General features: G+C 68.2%; 17 protein-coding genes and 8 pseudogenes. 12 read left to right on the top strand and 13 right to left on the bottom strand.

What is annotated here, in order from left to right:
• Nucleotides 1–125 precede the first annotated feature (125 nt).
• A pseudogene (locus IE177_RS35065) lies at nucleotides 126–335 on the bottom strand (transposase); the annotation flags it as partial.
• Nucleotides 336–694: 359 nt separating this feature from the next.
• Between IE177_RS35065 and IE177_RS19615 the strand changes: the two are divergent.
• The gene (locus IE177_RS19615) at nucleotides 695–1,042 is read left to right on the top strand and encodes a DUF1330 domain-containing protein (RefSeq protein ID WP_190016637.1); all 348 of its coding nucleotides are present in this window, start codon (nucleotides 695–697) and stop codon (nucleotides 1,040–1,042) included.
• 205 nt (nucleotides 1,043–1,247) lie between these two features.
• Here IE177_RS19615 and IE177_RS19610 read toward each other — a convergent pair whose 3' ends face one another.
• The 5 genes from IE177_RS19610 to IE177_RS19590 all read right to left on the bottom strand — a co-directional run bounded on the left by IE177_RS19610 (nucleotide 1,248) and on the right by IE177_RS19590 (nucleotide 6,324).
• Complete coding sequence (locus IE177_RS19610; protein WP_190016636.1) at nucleotides 1,248–1,865, bottom strand: dihydrofolate reductase family protein; 618 nt, start codon at nucleotides 1,863–1,865, stop codon at nucleotides 1,248–1,250.
• Between the two features lie 236 nt (nucleotides 1,866–2,101).
• Complete coding sequence (locus tag IE177_RS19605; RefSeq protein ID WP_190016635.1) at nucleotides 2,102–3,532, bottom strand: MBL fold metallo-hydrolase; 1,431 nt, start codon at nucleotides 3,530–3,532, stop codon at nucleotides 2,102–2,104.
• 1,230 nt (nucleotides 3,533–4,762) lie between these two features.
• Nucleotides 4,763–5,650 carry a KPN_02809 family neutral zinc metallopeptidase gene (gene ypfJ / locus IE177_RS19600; protein ID WP_190016634.1) on the bottom strand — a complete coding sequence of 296 codons (888 nt, stop codon included), beginning with the start codon at nucleotides 5,648–5,650 and terminating at the stop codon, nucleotides 4,763–4,765.
• A 94-nt stretch (nucleotides 5,651–5,744) separates the two neighbouring features.
• Complete coding sequence (locus tag IE177_RS35470; RefSeq protein ID WP_268253176.1) at nucleotides 5,745–5,870, bottom strand: hypothetical protein; 126 nt, start codon at nucleotides 5,868–5,870, stop codon at nucleotides 5,745–5,747.
• A gap of 235 nt (nucleotides 5,871–6,105) precedes the next feature.
• Entirely contained in the window at nucleotides 6,106–6,324 is a 219-nt protein-coding gene (locus tag IE177_RS19590; RefSeq protein ID WP_190016632.1) for a hypothetical protein, read from the bottom strand.
• A 412-nt stretch (nucleotides 6,325–6,736) separates the two neighbouring features.
• On the opposite strand from IE177_RS19590, the gene mscL reads away from it, so the two are divergent.
• The gene (gene mscL / locus IE177_RS19585) at nucleotides 6,737–7,180 is read left to right on the top strand and encodes a large conductance mechanosensitive channel protein MscL (RefSeq protein WP_190016631.1); all 444 of its coding nucleotides are present in this window, start codon (nucleotides 6,737–6,739) and stop codon (nucleotides 7,178–7,180) included.
• Nucleotides 7,181–7,511: 331 nt separating this feature from the next.
• Nucleotides 7,512–7,766 (top strand): annotated as a pseudogene (locus IE177_RS19580) (transposase); the annotation flags it as partial.
• A 15-nt stretch (nucleotides 7,767–7,781) separates the two neighbouring features.
• Here the strand turns inward: IE177_RS19580 and IE177_RS19575 are convergent.
• Together IE177_RS19575 and IE177_RS19570 are read right to left on the bottom strand one after the other, a co-directional pair.
• On the bottom strand, nucleotides 7,782–8,213 hold the full coding sequence (locus IE177_RS19575; RefSeq protein WP_190016630.1) for a hypothetical protein: 432 nt from the start codon (nucleotides 8,211–8,213) through the stop codon (nucleotides 7,782–7,784).
• Nucleotides 8,214–8,350: 137 nt separating this feature from the next.
• Nucleotides 8,351–8,437: pseudogene (locus IE177_RS19570) on the bottom strand (IS5/IS1182 family transposase); the annotation flags it as partial.
• A gap of 53 nt (nucleotides 8,438–8,490) precedes the next feature.
• Here IE177_RS19570 and IE177_RS19565 point away from each other — a divergent pair.
• Nucleotides 8,491–8,793, top strand: a pseudogene (locus IE177_RS19565) (ATP-binding protein); the annotation flags it as partial.
• Between the two features lie 16 nt (nucleotides 8,794–8,809).
• Here IE177_RS19565 and IE177_RS19560 read toward each other — a convergent pair.
• Nucleotides 8,810–9,052, bottom strand: a complete 243-nt coding sequence (locus IE177_RS19560) for a hypothetical protein (protein ID WP_190016629.1) — start codon at nucleotides 9,050–9,052, stop codon at nucleotides 8,810–8,812.
• Nucleotides 9,053–9,298: 246 nt separating this feature from the next.
• On the opposite strand from IE177_RS19560, the pseudogene IE177_RS19555 reads away from it, so the two are divergent.
• From IE177_RS19555 to IE177_RS19545, 3 genes and pseudogenes are all read left to right on the top strand, one after another.
• Nucleotides 9,299–9,547, top strand: a pseudogene (locus IE177_RS19555) (carbonic anhydrase); the annotation flags it as partial.
• A gap of 183 nt (nucleotides 9,548–9,730) precedes the next feature.
• On the top strand, nucleotides 9,731–10,966 hold the full coding sequence (locus IE177_RS19550; RefSeq protein ID WP_190016856.1) for a PP2C family protein-serine/threonine phosphatase: 1,236 nt from the start codon (nucleotides 9,731–9,733) through the stop codon (nucleotides 10,964–10,966).
• Nucleotides 10,967–11,398: 432 nt separating this feature from the next.
• Complete coding sequence (locus IE177_RS19545; protein WP_190016628.1) at nucleotides 11,399–12,709, top strand: PP2C family protein-serine/threonine phosphatase; 1,311 nt, start codon at nucleotides 11,399–11,401, stop codon at nucleotides 12,707–12,709.
• Between the two features lie 139 nt (nucleotides 12,710–12,848).
• On the opposite strand, the gene IE177_RS19540 is transcribed toward IE177_RS19545, so the two are convergent.
• Both IE177_RS19540 and tpg read right to left on the bottom strand, forming a co-directional pair.
• On the bottom strand, nucleotides 12,849–14,339 hold the full coding sequence (locus IE177_RS19540) for an alpha/beta hydrolase family protein (protein ID WP_190016855.1): 1,491 nt from the start codon (nucleotides 14,337–14,339) through the stop codon (nucleotides 12,849–12,851).
• A gap of 666 nt (nucleotides 14,340–15,005) precedes the next feature.
• A pseudogene (gene tpg / locus IE177_RS35060) lies at nucleotides 15,006–15,376 on the bottom strand (telomere-protecting terminal protein Tpg); the annotation flags it as partial.
• Between the two features lie 261 nt (nucleotides 15,377–15,637).
• Here tpg and IE177_RS19535 point away from each other — a divergent pair.
• The 3 genes and pseudogenes from IE177_RS19535 to IE177_RS19525 all read left to right on the top strand — a co-directional run.
• On the top strand, nucleotides 15,638–16,060 hold the full coding sequence (locus tag IE177_RS19535) for a TipAS antibiotic-recognition domain-containing protein (protein WP_190016627.1): 423 nt from the start codon (nucleotides 15,638–15,640) through the stop codon (nucleotides 16,058–16,060).
• Between the two features lie 127 nt (nucleotides 16,061–16,187).
• Nucleotides 16,188–17,278 (top strand): annotated as a pseudogene (locus IE177_RS19530) (IS630 family transposase).
• A gap of 106 nt (nucleotides 17,279–17,384) precedes the next feature.
• Nucleotides 17,385–18,180 (top strand): annotated as a pseudogene (locus IE177_RS19525) (winged helix-turn-helix domain-containing protein); the annotation flags it as partial.
• A 161-nt stretch (nucleotides 18,181–18,341) separates the two neighbouring features.
• Here IE177_RS19525 and IE177_RS19515 read toward each other — a convergent pair.
• Nucleotides 18,342–18,833 (bottom strand): DUF4259 domain-containing protein, encoded by a 492-nt coding sequence (locus tag IE177_RS19515; RefSeq protein WP_190016626.1) that lies wholly within the window; start codon nucleotides 18,831–18,833, stop codon nucleotides 18,342–18,344.
• Between the two features lie 179 nt (nucleotides 18,834–19,012).
• Complete coding sequence (locus IE177_RS19510; RefSeq protein ID WP_190016625.1) at nucleotides 19,013–19,534, bottom strand: hypothetical protein; 522 nt, start codon at nucleotides 19,532–19,534, stop codon at nucleotides 19,013–19,015.
• Between IE177_RS19510 and IE177_RS19505 the strand changes: the two genes are divergently transcribed.
• The gene (locus IE177_RS19505; protein WP_190016624.1) at nucleotides 19,511–19,747 is read left to right on the top strand and encodes a transposase; all 237 of its coding nucleotides are present in this window, start codon (nucleotides 19,511–19,513) and stop codon (nucleotides 19,745–19,747) included. The two genes, IE177_RS19510 and IE177_RS19505, sit on opposite strands and share 24 nt — an antisense overlap.
• Before the next feature lie 10 nt (nucleotides 19,748–19,757).
• The gene (locus IE177_RS19500; protein WP_190016623.1) at nucleotides 19,758–20,195 is read left to right on the top strand and encodes an SMI1/KNR4 family protein; all 438 of its coding nucleotides are present in this window, start codon (nucleotides 19,758–19,760) and stop codon (nucleotides 20,193–20,195) included.
• The last annotated feature ends 117 nt before the right edge of the window (nucleotides 20,196–20,312 follow it).

Genomic DNA, 20,312 nt, shown 5'->3' with positions numbered 1-20,312 from the left:
CATCGTTTCAGGATGCTGTCCTGCGGGGGAGACGCCGGCGGCGACCTGCGGTCCGCAGTGCGGTCGCTGGAACCGCTTCTGAACGAGGTGCGGCCGGGGTGGTTCAGCGTAGCCAGCTGATCGCTTCAAGGTGAGGTTCGTAGGCGGCGGAGGCATAGGAGGCTGCAGGCCAGTTCGAGCATGCCCTGGTGGAGATCGGCGCGTCGTTCGTAGCGGGTGCGGAGCCGTTTTAATTGGTGCGGCCAGGCGAAGGTGCGCTCGACCACCCAGCGCACCTTGCCTATTCCGGGGCCATGGGCGTCGCCGCGTCGTGCGATCAGCGGCTTGATTCCGCGCTCCCACGCAGGCGACAACCTACGCCAGGTACATCCGGACACCAGGACGTAGATGATCGCGGCGAATTGCGTCTCATCAGGCGTGTCCTGCGTTCCACCGCCCTGTGGGCGCGGCGCACCTTCGACGGTGGGATCAGCGGCTTGGCGCTCTCCCACTGCCCGTCCGGAACAATCAACTCCGCCGCACCCGCCCGATAGACAGCCCAACGAGCGATCACCACGTAGCACACGGTTTAAGGGGCATGTGGCGGTCAGTCCGCACTGCGGGCGGGGTCCGCATACCTGTCGGGTCATCGACCCCGGCTCGTCAGCATGCCATGATCGTCGGAGTACGGAGCCCGACCGACCGGAAGGACACCATGCCCGCATACGCCATAGCTCACCTGCAAGAGGCCGCTCCGCACTCGGAGATCGCTGAGTACATTGAGCGAATCACTGCCACCTTCGAGCCGTATGGCGGCCACTTCCTCGTGCACGCCACGCAGCACGAGGTGAAGGAGGGCAGCTGGCCCGGGCATGTGGTGGTGATTGGCTTCCCCGGGATCGCCGAGGCGCGGGCCTGGTGGGACTCACCTGCGTACCAGGAGATCGCGCCGTTGCGTTCGCGGCACATCGAGGGCGACATCATCCTGGTCGAAGGCGTCCCCAGGGGCTACGACCCGACTGCCACCGCAAAGGCGATGCGGGAGGCCATGCCTGTTGAGTAACCCTCCGGCTCGGCCGGGCCCGGCGGCAGCCGACGACGCCTGCAGGTCGACCCGAGCGGCATCACCACGCCCGTACTTCGAGTGGGTAGGAAATGCCCGTGCTGGATGACACTTCCTCAGCCACTGGGGGGAGCGGGGCGCGTCCTTGCTCATCGACTCCGACCGTGCCGTCTTCACCCGCAAGGCCAGTGGAATTGGTCCCCACTCAGAGAACCTCACTGGCTGGCCCGTCCTTCCCAGGGCGCGGAGGACGAGTCGGCCGGCGCGCCACGCGGTAGCGCAGGCAGACGACTCTCGAGCTGAAGGTGCGGGTTTCGACGAGTTCGAGATCCACCCGGCGCCCGTGCTGGGGGAAGAACGGAATGCCACCGCCGAGCAGAACCGGGTAGACCCTGGCCCGGTACTCGTCGATCAGACCCAATGCGGCCGCCTCGGCGGCGAGAGTCGGGCCACCGATCGCGATGTCACCCTCTCCTGACTCGGCTCGCAACCGCTCGATCTCCTCCGCCAGACCTTCGCAGGCCAGACGAGCATTGCCCTGCACCGCCGACAAGGTGGTGGAGAACACCACCTTGGGGAGCGACTTCCAGAGCGCTGCGAACTCATGCGTCGAGAAGTCGAGCGACGGATCCTGGTCCGCGGTCTCCCAGTACAGCATCGTCTCGTACAGCCGTCGTCCCAGCAGGTGGACGCCGAGCTCTCGTACCTCGCCCGTGGCGAAGCGAAAGACCTCCTCGTCGGGTGCGGTCCAGTCGAAGCTGCCGTCCGGCCCGACGACGTAACCGTCAAGTGAGACGCTCATCGAGTAGGTCACGCTGCGCATGAGAAGTCCTCCTCGGCGACGGGTTCGAAAGCAAGACTGCCGGACGCCGCAGGACTCATCATGGATGCCCCGGTCATGTTCGACACGGCACGGGGAATCGAGGAGGGCGTCGACCACCTGATGGGGCAACCGGCGCCTCGGGGGCTACACCCCCGTGGCTGGCGTGAGCGGACTCCCGACGCCTCATGCAACGCCGGGGCGGTCGTGACCGTGACCAATTGCCGGCTCCGCGCGGTCTACCGTCGCAACTCTGTCTGACCGAGCCGGGAAGACTCCGGCAGGACCAGACGACGGGCCTGCCGGACGTTGGAGGAAGATCTGGACAGGACCGTCCCGTAGTGCAGGACGGGAAGCATCGACAGTCGCCAGGATGTGAGGTCTACGTTGCGCACGGATCCCCGTGCGTCGAGACCGTCGTGGGCAGAGCCGAGGACAGACGCCTCCAGGAAGCGGATGTAGTCGGCCTGGGCGCGAAGCTCCCGGGCGGAGGCGACCGGCCCGTGCCCCGGTACGAAGATCGCGTCCGGGTACCGCTCGGCCAGTTCCTCGGCCGAGGCAGCCCAACCCTGCAGATCGGCTCCGCCCCGGCCGGTGTCGAAGAACGGGTAGTGGCCCACGCAACCGATATCGCCGACGGCCACGATCTCGCGTCCGTTCCGCTGGAGACGAACGGCCAGATCACCCGAGGTATGGCCGCGTCCCAGGCTGTGAATCGCTACCTCCTGGTCACCGACTCGGAGCGTGCGGGTACCCGTGACCGTGTTCTCCCCACGCGGCACGCCGTCAGGGTGCCTACGCCAGAACCCACCGTCCCGTTGGTGCATGAGATCGGGAACGCCGGTCTCGGCGACGATCCTGGCCTCAGGGTGTTCGACGTTGCCGAAGGTGTGGTCGTAGTGGTGGTGGGTGTCGATCACCATGGTGCACGGCGCACCAAGCTCGCGGCTGATCCAGCGACGGAGCATGCCGCTGAACGGCGGACACTTGGGATCGACGACGAGCACCTGCCCCTTCGACTCGACCAGCAGGGAATTGCCGCCTCCGCCGATCACCGCCCAGACGCCCGGAACCAGTTCTTGGTGGCTCATGCGCAGTACGTCCGCCGCGCCGAGCAGATCGCGTGCCGCAGCCAGCGGCCGCCACCGGCGCCCGGGCAGGGTGACAGGGTCGAGCCGGCCATGCTGCCGGAAGCGGGCCTCCAGCAACCGGGCGCCCTGCAAGGACGCGTTCTTCACGAAGGTGAAGTGAGCGAGCCAGAAGGACCTCATGGTCCGAAAGGCTGGACCCGACGCCTGCTCCCAGGAGGAGAAGCGGCAGCGACCGGGCCCCGTCTCCTCGATGGTGTAGGTGTGCCGGGCCAGGAAGCCGGGAAAAGCGGTGACCTCCCAGGTCACCTGCCGGCCTTCGGTCACCTCCACGAGGGTGGCCGCGGCGGGCATCCGATAGGGATACCACCAGCGCAGCGGTTCGAACGCCCAGACGAGCCGACCGCCCTTGACCAGGGAGGTCGTGCCCACCCACGCCATGCACGCGTTCCAGCACGGCCAGAGATCAGGGCGTCGGAAGACGTCCCACAACACGTCGGCCGGGACTGCCACCTCGACCGTGCCCTCGATGGGTCGCATGTCGTCGGCACGGGCCTTGGTGTGTGGAGAGTACCTCTCCATGGGTTCTACTCCCTCGGCTGACTGTCGTCCCTTGGCCGGCCTCCGCTCCGCAGGTGTTCCTCAGGCCGGGAGACCAGGCGAGAACGTCCTGGAGGTACACGTCCCAGAGACGGCCCACGAAGAACTGGCCGAATCTTCCCGGTGCGGCCAGCCGGCCCCTGACCGTGTCCGACCGAAGGTCAGGGTCAGGTGAGGCAACCCCCAGTCCGAACCCAGTCGCTGCGCCGCCCCGCGCATCGCCCCGGTTTTCGGCGTGCTCCGGTGGGGCTCGTGCTTGTCGGGTGGGGCTGGGCCACCAGCGCCCTCTTGACCCGCTCGTCGTGCGGAACCAGTTCCTCGGAGCTGATCGGCAAGTACTCGCCGCTTCCCGCTGCCGAGTCGTCGCGAGCGAACCCAGTCTCGGGTTCGCGCAGCAGGGCGTTGGCATACATCAGTGACCCGCCACCAGAAGTCTCCGCGCAGGACCAACAAACGTTCACGCCCTCTCATTTTCACGCAGCCAGTCGCGGCGCGCACGTCGAGCAAGCGCCCACGCCCAAGGCCTGAGCGCTTTCCGACTGAACTCTGAGCTGGCCAGGCGCAAGTGACGATGGCTGGACGACATTCGTGATGCACGTGGTCTAGCAGCGGATCTTGCGCAGAAGTACCGCCGCCTGAGGCGGCACCCGACCCTGAGGACGCCCGCTGAACCCCCCAGGACCGCCACGCCCTGTCGTGTCGGTGATCTTGTAGCGCAGGAGAACCTTCCACAGTGGGTGAGACGCCAACGCCGGTCACTCACGGTGAGCGGCATTTGAGCTACGTCGATGTCTGTGCGGACGCGGTGTGCCCGAACAGGGTGTCGCCACCGCCCGGCCGCATCCCGGGCTACGTCGACAGTCACCTCCGTCACGATGCCGGGCTGCACCAGCTGCACGTCCAGGGCTCGCTGCGCCCCGCACCCCGCGCTGAACGTCCACCCCTCCCACGGATGCGCACTCGCGGCCACGGGAGGGGTGATCAGCTCGGCGAGGGCGCAGCCGGCGGTCTGGGACCCCCGCCTCGGCGGGGGGTGCTCCGTCCCCCCGGTACTTGCCGAGGACTCGGGCAGGCCATGTTGGGCCCGTCGGCTCCATCGAGGCCGCAACAGGCACCGCCGCGTTTCTCAGGAAGCAGCCCCGGGCATGCTGTCGCGATCTGCCCAGCAGCGGCGGCCCACAGCCGGGCGTCGTGCCGTGGTTGTCAGTGCGGTCAGCTGAACGTGTTGCAGCTGGCAACGCGGCCGGAGCGGTAGCCGGTGGAGAACCATTGCTGGCGCTGGCTCGCGGAGCCGTGGGTCCAGGTGTCGGGTGTGACCTTGCCCTGGTAGCGCTGCTGAATACGGTCGTCTCCGACGGCGGCGGCAGCGTCCAGCCCGCGGTTGATGTCGTCCTTCGTCAAGTTGGTGATCAGTGGCTTACCGCTCTTGGGGCCGGGGGTGGTGGTGGCGTGGTGGGCCCACACTCCGGCGTAGCAGTCCGCCTGCAACTCGAGTTTCACCGAGCCGCTGTTCTGGCCCTCTCCGCTGCCGCGGGAGATCGTTCCGCTGAGGTCCTGGAAGTGGTGGCCGTATTCGTGCGCGATGACGTAGGACTCGGCGAACGGGCCGCCCTTGGCGCCGAACCTGCTGCTCAGGTCGTTGAAGAAGGCGAGGTCGAGATAGACCTTGTCATCGGCTGAGCAGTAGAAGGGGCCGACGTCGGAAGTCGCGTTCCCACAACCGGTGTTCACACTGCCGGTGAACAGGAACGTCGGGGCCTGCTGGTAGGGCTTGCCGGCGGCTGTCTCCGTCTGCTTCCAGAATGCCTGCACGCTGTCGACCACGGCGACGATCCGGCACTCCTCCTTGCGGTTGGCGTCGGCACCGGTCCGGCAGTCCGCCGCGAGGTCAGCGGCTGACTTGCCGGACGAGGACGTGTCGCTGCTACCCGAGCCGAAAATGCCGGGGTCGACACCCAAGAGCACGGACGCGACCAGCACCACGAGCCCGACCAGTCCCCCGCCGATGGTCTTCCCGCCGCCCGGGATCCCGCCCAGCGCACCTCCCCGACCGTCCTCGACCTCGGACGTGTCCAGAGCAGCATCGTCGTCGAATTGCATACGTTGACCCTCCCTCGAGCAGCGCGCCGGGCCGCCCCGCGTCGTCCAGCTCGCCTACCCCGTACGAGGACATCCCCATCCCGTCCTCTTCCTGCTAGCCAAGAGCCGGGACGAAGACGGGACCGGCAAGGACCCTCTCGTGCTGCATGCTGGTCACCATGAGTACGACCAGTACGGCAAGCACGGCGGCCGCGGCGTCGAGGACGTCGGCGACCAGCATCTGCCGGAGGACATGCCGCCGGCTCACCACCCCTCGGACGCTGTCGTACCGTCATTCCGCCGCCCGGTCGGCCAGGAGCGGGACGATCCACAGCGTCCACCAGGACTTGACCTGGGTGCCCCGCGGGCTGAAACGGGTATCTGTCGGCTGTTCGGGCACACGAGACGTCATGCACGGACTACATGCGCGTCCCACAGCCGAGACACCGCCGCCCGGTCACGATGGCGCCAAGCACTCACGCCGAGGCCGGCGCACCGGCCGCCTGCGCCGCCGCGTCCTCGTCTACCGGGCAATCGACTTCCTGTCCACGCACATCCCGGACGAACCCGGCCCGGGCGACGAATGCCTGCTCCTCGTGCACACCCGCCAGGTCGTCGGCCAGGTCCGGTACCGGATCTGCACTGACTGCGCCCAGGGTGTCATCACCGCGGTCGTCATCGACGAGCGCTTCCACAGCACCGGCCTGGGCACCCGCGCGCTGTCACACCTACGCTCCCGCCATCCGGGACTGACCTGGCTCAGCACGCTGCACAAGCGCACCACCCGTGATCTCCTGCGCCGGATGCGCATTCCCACAACCACTTCTGCCACGCCCTGCCCCCACGCTCACCAGACACTCTCTGCTTCGGCCGGCCCGATACTCACCAGCGGCTGACCTCAACGCTCAGCGGTCACAGCGAACCTGCAGCGCAGCAGGTCATGGATGGTTGGCCGTCGTCGCGCCACTTGGTGAACTGGTACATCACCGCGCCGCGCGGCGGAGCCGGCATGGGTGAGGAGCGGCAGGGCATCCGAGGTGCAGGTGGTGGGCTGACCGCGCTTTCGGTGCCGCCCGTCGACGTCAAGAGCCTCTTAGGGGTGAGAAGGTGAAGGGTTTCCGCAGCTTCATCCTGCGCGGCAACGTGGTCGACCTGGCCGTCGGCATCGTCATCGGGGCAGCGTTCACCGCCGTGGTGAACGGCTTCGTCAGCGCCTTCCTGACACCACTGGTCGGGCTGGCCACCGGCGCCACCGGCGACGTGAGCCGCAAGACCTTCACCGTAGGCGCCACCAAGTTCCCCTACGGCGCCTTCGTCAACGCGGCGATCAGCTTCCTCCTCCTCGCCAGCGCCCTGTACTTCCTGGTCGTGCTCCCGATCAACAAGCTCCACGAACGCCTTGCCCCGCACCAGGACGTCCAGGCTCCCAAACGAGACTGCCCCGAATGCCTCAGCCCCGTACCAGCCCAGGCCCGACGCTGCGCCTCCTGCACCGTCTCCCTGCCCGCCGTACCCGCTCAGGCGGGGGAGACAACCCAGCGCGCCGGGTGACTCGACCTCCATGGCCCGGCGTGGGTTGCCGGGCCCGTCGCGGGCACGTCCGTGTGACCGGAGTTACCGGCGGTGTCCGATGCCGAACCGGCTGCGTGGCTTCACGGCCGGCGCTACGGCGACCGCGCTCGCCGACGAGAACTGACGTCGCTGACATCGAGCAGCAGGGCTGCCCTGCCCGGACCCGGCGGCCAGCGAGCTCCTGCCAGACGGCACCGAGGTGAAGCTCGGGGGAGCGGGTTCGGGGGCACTGAACGGCGAGGCCGAGTGGAAGGCAAAGTTCACCGAACTCGCTGCGGCTCTGGACACCTTCGTCCCCGAGCCGATCCGCTACGACCACAACATCTACCGCGATCACGGCCGCGAACGTGGCTACGGGCCAGCCATCGCCCGCCGTGGAACACGGCACGGCACCGGACTGGGCACCTACCGCTGGGGGATCGGGAGAAGCTTCGCGTGGCTGCACGGCTTCCGGCGCCTGCGGATCCGATGGGAAAGCAGAGCCGACATCCAGGAAGCGTTCCTCAAACTCGCCTGCTGCCTGATCACACACCGACAACTCAGCTCATTGCGTCAGCCGTTGTGAAGGAGACGGGAGTGGCTACCCCGGAGGCAGCGCGCGCTCCCTGCGGTTGCGCTTCTCGATAGCCGCTCCCACCCAGATGCACCAGGCGACGCAGCTTGCCAGGAGGAGGAAATAGGTCATGAATCCGATGCCGTCGCCGACGAGCACCAGCGCCAGTGCGGGGGGCCCGAAAACGATCAGCGGGCCGATGACCCACCAGGTCAGATATGTGCGCAGGATCTCCCCACCGACCAGCGGCGTCTCCTCGTGCACCGCGTAATGGGTGACCGAGGTACTGCCGTTCCCGTACTGTGTGTAGGACGAGTCGCCGACGGTCAGGCGATGCCGACGCAAGGGGATCACTGGCAGAAAGAGCAGCACGGCCCACTGGGTGGCGTGGTGGCTGCCGTCACGATTCGGGTAGCTGAAGCCCCGATACGTGGTGCCGAATCCGTTCCACGTGGACATCCTTCGCATCCTCCTCGCCGTCTCCGGCCTGAACTGTCTCACGTGTGGTGGGATTTGGGGATCGGATCAGACGTGATCCGTACGTCGTCGGACCTGTCCAAGAACCCTCGGGAGAACCGGCGGAAGGCCAAGTACGCCGGCGGGATCGCGTCGAGTAGGGGCATCAGCTGGGTGACGCCGTTGCGGTTGCCGCAGGTCAGTAGGAACGCGAACGGGCTGTGTCCGGCAACGGCGTGCGGCCCGGACACCGGAAGCGGCGCTCACGCTGCGGCAGCACCTCACCCAGCTGGTGGTGAGCGAGCTGGTCACCAACGCCCGCAAGTATGCCCCCGGCCCAGTGCTGCTGGACCTGCGGATCACCGATGGCGCGGTCGAGGTCGTGGTGTGGGACTCGGACCCTCAGCTGCCCATCGCCCGGGCCGCAGACGTCGGCCGGGTCGGACAGCACGGCCTGGAGATCGTCATGGCCATCGCCCAGAGCTTCGAAGCGCACCGCGAGGCGGTCGGCAAACGCATCACCGCCCGCATCACCCTGGCCGACGACCCCGGCGGCGTCATTGCCGGACACCGGCCCCTGTAGAACGCCCGGCCTCGCCTCATGGCGCCTCGATGTCCTGCGCGCACCGGCCGTCGTGCACACAAGCACCTTGCTTGATGGCGATCCAGCGGATGCCGAGCCAGAGAGCCGTCAGGCCCGCCCCGGATGCGACCATGCGCAGGCCCCACACCCACCACCGCGATCCCTCCCGAAGCGCTGCCCAGGCCACGAGCAGCAAAGTCAGCGGTATCCCGAAGAACAGTCCTAACGTGATCAGGAAGCCCCAGCCTTCAGGCGCCATGCCACCTGCATCCCCCGGTCATCTCATGGTCACCCCACACTGCGCGGCGAGGCGCTCTCGGCAGTGGAGGAGACCGGAGAGAGCGCGAAATCGTGGTGCGGAGCCGTGGTGCGGCGCCCTGCAAGTGATGTGGTCGCCGTGATGTCATGGGCGTGGCCAGGGTCTGGCTCGTCCGCTGTGCTCCGGGCGATCCTGCGTCACCGGCTCGACCGCGGCCTGAGCGACTTGTTCGTCGTGCGCACCGCGGACGTTGTCGAGCGGGTCACTGCGAGCGTGCTGGCAGCCCGCGCCGCCGGACGCGACCAGGCCGAAGAGATCCTGGCCGAGCACATCGAGCACACCGTGGACTTGCTGCTGGAACGTTCCCGCGTCCTGGCCGAGATGGCGGCCGCCGGCTGCCTCGGCGTGGTGGGGCCGTCCTACCGGCTGGCCGACGGCAGCGCACAGGTCGTCGCCTCTCACGGCCTGGATGCGGCGGTACCCGCCGCATCCTGACCGCTCCCGGCCGTGGCTGATCAGCCGATGAAGGGGCCGCGGCCGCAAGGCCATCCTCCACTCAGGGCTGAACCCAGTGGCAGCCGCAACGAGCTGCAGGCTGCCGGGAGCGCCGGTGCACGGTAGAACGGAGGGGTGAGGGACGAGGACCTCCCCGGTGAGGACGCGCGGCCGCAGCGTGTGGTGGGGCCGGCGATCGACTACGAGGCGTTGTTCGCCGCTACTCCCAGTCCCTATATGGTGCTCGGCCCGGACATGGTGATCGTCGCTGTCAACGAGGCAGCGTGCCGGGTGACCGGTCGCACGCGGGAGGATCTGCTCGGCCGGTACCTGTTCGACGCTTTCCCCGAGAATCCGGCGGACCCGGAGGCCGAGGGGGTGCGGAATCTTCACGGCTCCCTGCAGTGGGTGCTGCGCTGGAAGCAGCCGGACACGATGGCACCGCAGAAGTACGACATCCCCGTGGCAGGCCAGCCCGGTGTGTTCGAGGAACGGTGGTGGTCCGCGATCAACACCCCGGTCCTCGGGCCGGACGGGCAGGTGAGGTGGATCATCCACCGGGGCGAGGATGTGACCGCGTTCATCCTGTCCCATCGCCGCCCAACGGAAGGCAGGGCGCACGGCGACAGGGAGGCGATGGAGGTCGAACTCTACGCGCGGGCCCGCGAACTGCAGCGACTGAACGAGGAGCTGCGCCAGGCCCATGCCCGGGAACGCCAGGTCGCGGTCACCCTGCAGGAGGCCACGCTCCGCTCACCTCATCTGGCCCGGCACCAGGACATCGCGGTGCGCTACCTGCCCGCGACCGGGTCGCTGAACGTGTGCGGCGACTGGTACGAGGTGGTCGACCTGCCCGAAAACAGATTCGCCGTCGCGGTCGGCGACGTCGTCGGCCACGGCCTGGAGGCCGCAGCCGTCATGGGCATGCTGCGCAGCGCGCTGTCCGCCTGCACCCGGGCCGTGGACGGCCCCGCCCGTGCTCTGGACGTCCTGTGCCTGTACGCACGCGATGTGGAGGACGCGCTGGCCACCACCGCGGTCCAGGCAGTCGTCGACCCCCACGCCCGCCACATCACCTACAGCAGCGCCGGCCACCCGCCCCCCGTCCTGCTCCACCCGGACGGCACCTGCGACGTGCTCGACCAGGCCACGGACCCCCCGCTGGGCGCCCGCCCCGAACACCTTCCCCGCCCCCAGGCGAGCCTGTCCTACACCCCCGGTGACACCCTCGTGCTCTACACCGACGGCCTCATCGAACGCCGTGACGAGGACATCGACACCGGCCTGCACCACCTCATCAACGCGCTTGCCCGACGTCCCCGCTACAGCCCTGAACGCCTCGCCGACGCCCTCCTCGCCCATCTCGGTGTCAGCAGCGGCGCCCGCGACGACATCGCCCTGGTCGTCCTTCGCCTCTGACTCTGCGTCGGGCACTCCCTCCCCAGCTGTGACCGCCGCAGGTTGCCGGGCCGGCCGGATGCTTCCGGCTGGACAGGCCATGCGCCCGGTGACAGGGCTGTCCGGCTCTATCACCGGATCGAAGTGACGAGACTGGTGGGGGAGCGGAGGAAGCCCCATGAGCGACCGCAAGGTTCAGGCAGAGTGGCTGATCGATGAGTTCTTCGCCGGCAGAGTTCCGGGAGGAAGCGACGACCAAGGTCTTGATCGGGTCTGCTGATCAGGCCGCCAGGCCCACCTCGCTGTTCTTCCTCGCCGGACGGGTCAGAGGCGGTCAGCCAGCGAGACGATCAAGGTCTGCGCATTCTGGACGGACGCCATCCCGGGGCCGCCCTGTCGCGCCCTGTCGCGCCGTGTCCGGTCCTTTGTGGGCCTGGTGGGAAGGAGGGGGGTATGGACGATTTCGAAGTGGACCAGGTGGTTCAGCGGGCACTGGACCGGCTGACTCTTCTGGCGGAGACCACTACCGCCATGACCAGCACGCTCGATTCGTATGCCGCGGTCCGTCGGGTGTGCCGCATCCTGGTGCCCCAGCTGGCCGACTGGTGTGCGGTCGACCTGCTCGACGAAGAGGGCCGCCCCCGCAGGGTCAGCGTCGTCCACCGCGATCCCGGTGTACTGCCGGTCGGCGGCTTGACCGGTGTGCTGCCCGACGTCCCGGAAGTTCCGGCCGGTCCGCTCTCACGCGTGCTCCTCGGCGCCGGCCCCCTGCTGGTGACCGCAGCCGACATCCCCAGCCCCGACATGGCCGCCGACCCGCTGCACGCCCGTCAGCTCGAGATGTTCGATCAGCTCGAAACCCATACCGCCGTCGTCGCCCCGGTACGCGCTCGCCGACAGGTCCTCGGCGCTCTGACCATCGGCCGCTCTGCCGACCGCGCGCCTCTCACCTACGACGACCTCGCCATGGTGGAGGACCTGACCCACCGCATCGCTCTGGGTGTGGACAACGCCCGCCTGTACCGCGAGACCCAGCACATCGCCGAACGCCTCCAGCGCTCCCTCCTGCCCACCCTCGCTCAAACCGGCCCGCTGCAGCTGGCCGCCCGCTACGCGCCCGCCGCCACCACCGCCGAAGTCGGCGGCGACTGGTACGACAGCTTCCCCCTGCCCAACGGCAGCACCACCATGATCATGGGTGACGTCACCGGTCACGACCTACGCGCCGCGATCACCATGAGCCAGCTGCGCAACATGCTGCGCGGCATCGGCTGCGACCGCCAAGAGCCCCCCGGGCACATCCTGCGCCGCCTCGACCTCGCGCACGACGCCCTCTACCCGCAGGCCACAGCCACCTGCCTGTACGCCGTTCTCGACGAGAACGGGCGCGAAGGCTGGAAGATCACTTACTCCAGCGCCGGGCACCCGCCGCCCTTGCTGGTCACCCACGAGGGCGACACCCGCTACCTCGAAGGCGGCCGCGGTCTCCTCCTCGGCGTCGACCCTTCTCTCCCGCGCCACCACGCGACCGAGACTCTGCCCGCCCGCTCCACCGTGCTCATGTACACCGACGGCCTCATCGAACGCCGTGGCGAAGACCTCCATCACGGCATGACCCGCCTACGACAGCACGCCGCGGCCCTCGCCCGCGAAGACCTCGACACGTTCTGCGACGAACTCATTGCCGGCATGGCCACCGACCACGCCGACGACATCGCCCTCCTCGTCGCGCGAACACCCGCCACGTCACAGCCACCCAGGTGACCCCCTAGCCGGTCGTCTTCGCGTCACGCCAGGACGGCCGCAACCCTCGACGAGGCCGCTCGGCCAGCGCTGCGAAAGCCTCTCATGCTGTCGAGATTCGCCGAGGGGCTGGGCCAGCGGCTGCTTGCTGCCCGGCTGATCAGCGGCTGTTGTCCGGGTGGTAGACGCTGAGGTCGCCGTAGGCCGACAAGATGTCAGCCATGTCACCGGGTTCGTGCCGCAGGGTGGTGTCCAGGAAGGCCAGAGTGGTTGCGGCGACAACGTGTGGGCTCTCGGTGCGGCCCAGGGAGCCGACTATCGAGGGCACAGGCGGCAGGTACAGGGGGCCGTCCATGAAGGTGAGGTGTGCGGCACCGGGGATGGTGAGCCGGTAGCCCGTCGCGGTGCTGAGCTTGAGAGCCTTGCTGAGGCGGGGTAGGTACCGTGGGTCGGTTGACGGGGTGATGGCCTGGGTGAGCGCGAGCGTCGGCTGGTGCAGAGAGGGGGAGGTGGGGCCGTGAGGGTAGCCGTCCAGATCGATGACGGCGTCGAACCGGCGGTCCTGCCGTGCTGCCTGCAGAGCGGCGGCACCACCTATGGAGTGGCCGGTGACCGCGACCCGACCGGTGTCCAGGCGTCCGGTCAGCGGGCCGGTGATCTCACCTCGGTCCATACGGTCCAGCTGGGTGAGAACGAAACCGAGGTCGGCGGCCCGGACAGCCGTCCAGCCAACCGCCAGTTCCTCGTCCTTGTCCCGATGCCCGGTGGAGGCGATCTGGGAGTGGATCGTTCGGCCGTTGGCAAGGACGACGGCGGCGGAGTCGTATGGGTGGTCGAGGGCGGCGACCACATAGCCGTGGCTGGCCAGTTCCTCCGCCCAGGCGGTGTTCTGGGTACGCACTCCGCCCGACCCGGGAGAGAACAGCACGACCGGGAACCGTCCGCCCCCGCCGGCCACCGGGGCGTTGAAGACCGAACGGCTGTGGGCACGCGTGACACCGCCGACCAGGAAGCCAGGCAAGCCGACCTGGCGGGCGAGGGCAGCGGAAACGGTGCGCGCCTCAGGCTCCGTGCGTCCGAGGTACTGGGCCCGCTGCGCGCCTTGGGGGCTCTTCTGCGCGGGATACCAGAGCTGGACCACGACCGTGCGCCGGTCGTGGGGATCGGTGGTGAAGCTCTCGGGGCGGCGCTGGTCGGTCCACTGCACCACGCGGGTGCCGACCGCGAAACGGCCCGACGGCTCGGGGAAGACGGGTACGGGAAAGGCCCAGGCGGTCACCGGAGCCGTGGCAATCAGACCGACGCAGGCCACCGACCCCGGCAACGCCAGCCACCATCGGGCCCGCCACGCCGGCCGGCCGGTACGGTGTCGCAGCAGCGGAGCGAGGGCGAACGGCAACGCGAGTGCGGCGCCTGCCAGAACCGGCAGCATCTGCCAGCGGATCCCCACCACAAACAACACGATCGCGGACAGCAGCAGAACCGTCCCTGCCGCGATCGTGACGCGTGGGCGGGCAGCGGCAGGAAGCCAGCGCGCCACCACCAGTGCGACGGCACACAGCAAGGCGAGAAGCTCCAGAGGGGACATGTACAGCCCCGCGACGATCTCGGTCACCTGGCCATCCTCAGGGCGTGACACGTGAGGCCACATCGATCCCGGGTCGCCATCGCATACGACTGAAGTCGCAATCCAAGGCATGTTCAGGTGCGACCACAGTCGCACCCAGGCATCTCACACGGGCCCGTTGTTCCGGGAATCCCTTCGCGCCGCCGAACAGCGACGCACCACACGCCACGACTCACGCCGTGACGCCCACAGCACCGGTCGGATGGCCTGTGGCCGATACGGTGCCGCCGGTGACGGCGACTCTGACCGGCGGACTGTTGTCGGCCGATGCGGCCGACGCGCGCCCCGGTGAGCATGCCGTGCCTGTGCAGTCGCGCACCTCCTCTCAGCTGAGGCGCTCTGCCGGGCGGATTCCCGCGCGACATCCACCCCTATCGCGAACGCGGCGTCCAGCCACACCGCTGGTAGTTCGCCGCGCTGCTCAGCCGATGGCGCCGACGGCCGCGATGACGGTGGTGCCGGGCTTGCCCAGTTACCCGAGGAAGCGGGCCACCCGCTGGGGAGTCAGTCGGACCACCCTGCTGGATCCGCACAGTGGCGAGGCGGTGCTGACCGCACCACAGGCTGCTGCGAACCCTCGGCTCCGTACTCGCCGATCGGCAGACGGCTCGATGAACGCCCATTCCTCGTGCGCCTCGCGCTCGCCCCCGCGGTCGCGTCGCCGCCCGCCACGTCCTGCTCCGTGCCCGGTTAAAGCTCGAATTCGAGGATGATCAGGTCGGTGAGTTCGACTTCGAGGCCGTGGGCGCGGGGGCCGTTGTCGCGGAAGCAGACCCTCGCCGAGGGCTTCGGCGGCGATGCGGCGGAGCCGGTCCTCGGTGGCGCCTTCCTCCCCGGCCGTGAAGAGGCGGGCGGCGTGTTGTGGGGGGCAGGGCGAGGGGGAGGTGGCGTACGCGGGCGTCGTCGGTGCAGCTGGGGGCGGCGGTGCAGCCGAAGCGGCCCTGGACATTGATCACGATGCCGCTCGTGGTGGCCGCGGCCTGCTTGGCGTTGGCCCAGATCTGCGGCTGCCGGCGGTTGCGGACCTCGCGTTCGAGGCGGTCGGCGAGTTCGGGGCGGGGGGTTTGTTGGCGCGCGAGGTCGCCGCGGGAGTCCGGGCCGCGCGGTCGAGTGGCTGGACGCCCCGCTCATGGCTCGCCGTTCGAGCCGCGCCTTTCCGCCGCCGGCTGACCGGGACGGAGCGCCGCAGGGTCCAAGAAATGGTTTGCCGACCCAGTGGCTGTGTGTCACCGTTCGGCCTGGACCGGCAGTTGATCATCGGCGGCCGGTCGATGTCGACATGTCGGCGGCCTCTCGTGGATCCACCGGAGAGGTGACGAACGATGGGAACCGGTGCCGTGGGGAACAGTTACGAGGACGAGTGTCGCCGGTCGTTGGCCCAGGAGCAGGCGAAGAGCCTTGCCGAAACCAACGACTGGGAACATGTGGACAGGGAGCGGGTCCACCAGGACTGGGACGTCCTGTACCGGGAGATCACGGCTTTCCTGGACGGCGGCTCCCTGCCTGGGGATCAGCAGATCCAGGAGCTCGTCCGCAGGCACTTCGACATCGTCAGCCGGTTCTACACCCCCTCCAGGGAGGCTTACGTCGGCATGTCGCTCTTCTACGCCGAGGACGAGGCCATGAGGGCGTTCCACGATTCCTACCACCCCGGGTTGGTGGAGTTCCTGGGCGCCGCGATCAAGGTGTTCGCCGAGCAGGGGAGTGGGTTCGCCCCCAGGGCAGGGGCCGAGGCTTCGGCGTAGTTGGGCGACACGGCCAGGACATGCATGGGCGGGTGCTGTCCGGACCGGGGTCCGGGCAGCACCCGCCGAGGGGTGAGGCGGGGTTCAGGCCTAGTGACCTGAGTCAGAGATTGGTCGTTAGTCGGGTATGAGTCGTCCGGGTCCGAAGATTCCGCCGTTGTTGGTCACCGATGCGCAGCGTTCGGTGCTGGAGGGTTGGTTACGTCGCCGTACGACGGCTCAGGCTCTGGCTCAGCGGTCGCGGATCGTGCTGGAGTGCGCCGAAGGGCACTCGGTCATGGAGGTGTCCCGCCGGCTGCGGATTGCTCCGGACACGGTCCGCACCTGGCGGCGCCGCTTCATCGAGCGGGGATTGGACGGCTTGTGCGACGACCCGCGGCCCGGCGTCCCCCGGAAGATCACCGATGCCGACGTCGAGCGGGTCATCGTCAAGACGCTCGAGGAGACGCCGAAGAACGCCACCCACTGGTCGACGAGGTCGATGGCCGCGGCCACGGGAATGTCGCAGTCGACGGTCTCGCGGATCTGGCGGGCGTTCGCCTTGGCCCCGCACCGGTCGCAGACGTTCAAACTGTCCGCCGACCCGCTGTTCATCGACAAGGTCCGCGACGTCGTCGGGCTTTATCTCGATCCGCCGGAGAAGGCCCTGGTGCTCTGCGTGGATGAGAAGTCCCAGATCCAGGCCCTGGACCGGTCTCAGCCTGTCCTGCCGATGATGCCTGGCGTCCCCGAACGTCGCAGTCACGATTACGTCTGGGCTGGCACCACGACCCTCTTCGCCGCCCTCGAGGTCGCCACCGGCAAGGTCATCGGCTCCCTGCACCGCCGCCACCGAGCGGCCGAGTTCAAGAAGTTCCTCGCGAAGCTGGACAAAGAAATCCCGGTTGACCTGCAGGTTCATCTGATCCTGGACAACTACGCGACCCACAAGACGCCCGACATCAAACGGTGGCTGCTGGCCCACCCGCGGTTCCACCTGCACTTCACGCCGACCAGCGCATCCTGGCTGAACCTGGTCGAGCGATGGTTCGCCGAGCTGACCCAGAAGAAGCTCAAACGCGGCGTCCACCGCTCCGTCCAAGCCCTCGAACGCGACATCCGGGCCTGGCTCGCCGACTGGAACGAGCAGCCCAGACCCTTCGTCTGGACGAAGACAGCCGACGAGATCCTCGACAAAGTCGCCGCTACTGCCGACGAATCTCTGACTCAGGTCACTAGTAGTGCTTCGTTAGGTTCTGGCTCTGGTTCTGCTTGTGGTTACTGACCTTCAAAGCGTGGTGTCGTAGGGGCTGACGCCTCATGATCCCTGCGGTATGCCGACCGCATGAGGTATGTGCAAGGGGGCGGACTGACCGACGAACGGCGGGCCTTCCGCGAGAAGTTGAGGATGGAGGCGGCCGAGCGGTTCAGGCAGGGCGACGAGAACCCGATCATCGCTCACGACCTTCCGGTCAGCGTCCGGTCGGTTCAGCAGTGGCGCAGAGCCTGGTCGCAGAACGGGTCCCGGCCTCTGGCCTCCAGGGGTCCGGCATCGCTGCCGCTGCTCAGGGACGAACTGTTTGCCGGGCTCGAGCGGGAGCCGGCCAAGGAGCCGGTGGCACACGGCTGGCCGGACCAGACCTGCACCCTGTCGCGGATCAAGACGCTGATCGGGCGCCGTTTCCACAAGAGCTACACCGTGCAGGGAGTGGCCGCCCTGCTCAAAAGGCACGGCTGGAGCCGCCAGGTCCCCGCCCGGCGGGCGATCGAGTGGGACGAGAACCTGGTGGCCGCTGGGTGAAGGAGACCTGGCCGAGTGTGGAAGGACCGTGGCGGCGCTCGACGCCTGGCTCGTCTTCGAGGACGAGGCCGGATTCTCGATGACGCCGCCGACCACCCGCCCCTGGTCCCGCCGCGGCCACACCCCGGTGATCCGCGTGCAGGGCCGCTCCCGCCGCCTATCGGTGGCCGCCCTGGCCTGCTACAAACCCGGCGAACCCTCGCGGCTGATCTACCGGCCCTGCCAGGACGCCCGGCCCGACGGACGCAAGAGCTTCTCCTGGAAGGACTACCGCGACCTGATCCAGACCGCCCACCAGCAGCTCGGCGGCCCGATGGTGCTGGTCTGGGACAATCTCAACACCCGACAGCGCCCGAACGCCGGGAGTCTAACGACCGGTGATCAAGGGACGGACCGCTTCTGCCGCACTACGGTGGCACCCCACCACGGCGACGTCATTTCTCGTGAGCATCTGCAGCACTAAGATCACCAACCGTCGCCCAAACTGCTGATCAAACGCTGCTACTTCACGGGTTCTGGCACAACTTCTGTGGTCTGTAACTGTGGGTCACCGGTCAGATGTCGAATAGGGCTTCTTCTTGTGGCGGGAGTCGGGGGGTCGAGGACGTCACGAAGGCGAGTGACATCTCGGCGCCATTTCGGCCCGTCTGCAGCCTCGTCCCACAGCTCTGCGCTCTCAGACCGGTCTGCGACCACTCGGTCCAGGGCGTCGACGGCAAGCGTTCGAAGGTCGGCAGGCAACACCGGCAGCGGCTCCGACGGGCCGTAGTTCGAGCACGCGGGCTCGCCGTCAGGGTGCTGTGCGACTACCAGGGCTGCTGCGGCCACTGCTCGCTCGGCGTCCGGGGTGATCAGGTAGTCCGCGGGTTCGGCAGCGCGTTTGAGGACTCTGCGGATCATGGCCTCGCGTTGTTCCATGGGCGCCTCGTCCAGGTCGCCAGCGAAGTCGGCGGCTGTGTCGTTGTCGAAGGGACCAATTCCCCAGGTGCCCATTGGCTTCGCCTTCCGGTTGTTGACGCGGGGATCGTCGCACCCACCACCGACATTGGGTCGCTAGGAGAGCAGGACGCGCTTGCGTAGGAGGCTGAAGCCGGCGCGGCCGAACTTCTGGCGCTTGAGCATCTTGATCCTGTTGACATGCCCTTCGACCACACCCGAGTTCCAGGGCATGGTCAGGCCAGCGATGACGGCGTCCGGTCGCGGTCCAGTCTTGCGGCGAGGGTGTGGAGGCTGGGGAGGTCGTCCTGCCGGACGGCGTCGAGCCAGTCCGGCAGACGTTCGCGCTGGCGCTCGGTCAACATGGTCGCGGACGACCGAACATGGCAGGTGAGGCGGCGATCTCGGGGCAGTTGGCCGAGACGGTCTTGAGCTGGAGCTGTTTCGGACTCGCTGAGCTTCTCGGGGCGGCGGAGGATCCATCCGGCAACGGAGCGGGGCGAGGGCGGCCGGGCTGCCACCGGCCGTGGCGATGTCCGCTTGAGCTGCAGGTAGGCACGAACGCGCCCGTAGCTCCCCTTGTAGCCGAGGGGAACGATCTCCTCCCACAGCTTCCAGGCATTGGTGCAGCCCTCGCTCCAGCGGTCGTCGAGGTAGGGCTTGTACTCGTCCAGGATCGCGGCCCGGTTCTGCCCCAACCCCGCGCGGCACACACGACGTTCAAGGACGTCGTCATGACCGTCACGCTCCGAGTCCACCGCGCCCGCAAGACTCGCTCCCTCCGTTACACCGGCCGCATGGGCCGGCACCGCTGGGTGGTCGAGCACCTCATGTCCTGGCCGAACGGGTGTCGTCGCCTGAACCGACGCTACGAGCACAAGGCCGAACGCTTCCTGGCCTGCGTCGGCATCGTCGGCATGCTCATCTGCTACCGCCGGTGCGGCACAGGGGCCCTGAAGCTGGTCGGCTAAGCTCCGGATCATGTGGAGACAGGCAGCGACAGCGGTCTTTCCCGACGTGGGCTTTCGGAGACCGGTCCAGGCATCCGAGCTCGTCGCGGCGCAGACGCGACTCAGGCGAACGCTGCCGGCCGAGCTCAGGCAATTGCTCCTCGAAAGCGATGGGGTAATCGGACACCTTCACGTGGATACCATCTGGCCCCTCGATCAGATCGTCGAGAGGAACCTGCTCTTCTGGTCCGACCAGACGTTCACGCAGCTTTACATGCCGTTCGACGCCCTTCTCTTCTTCGGGGACAACGGAGGCGGTGACCAGTTCGCGTTCGTGCAGAAGCCCGAGCGTCCAGACATCTTCGTCTGGGAGCACGAGAGCGACAGTCGTCGGTGGGTCGCGAACAACCTGCAGGACTACCTCGGCCGTTCGCTGCGAGCCGGCGGCGACGACTGGTATCAGCAGTAAGGCGGCAGGCCTCCGGCGACTACAGCTTCAGTCGTCGGACTCGAAGCCCGAAGTCCCCGCACGGGCAATGATGTCGCGGACGGCCTCGGGGCTCGTGATGACAAATGCAACGGCCGT

It is taken from the genome of Streptomyces lucensis JCM 4490 (assembly GCF_014650035.1).
GTDB classification, from domain to species: Bacteria; Actinomycetota; Actinomycetes; order Streptomycetales; family Streptomycetaceae; genus Streptomyces; species Streptomyces lucensis.
The sequence above is the reverse complement of the archived record's forward strand: the minus strand, read 5'-3'. Positions and strand labels throughout refer to the sequence as shown.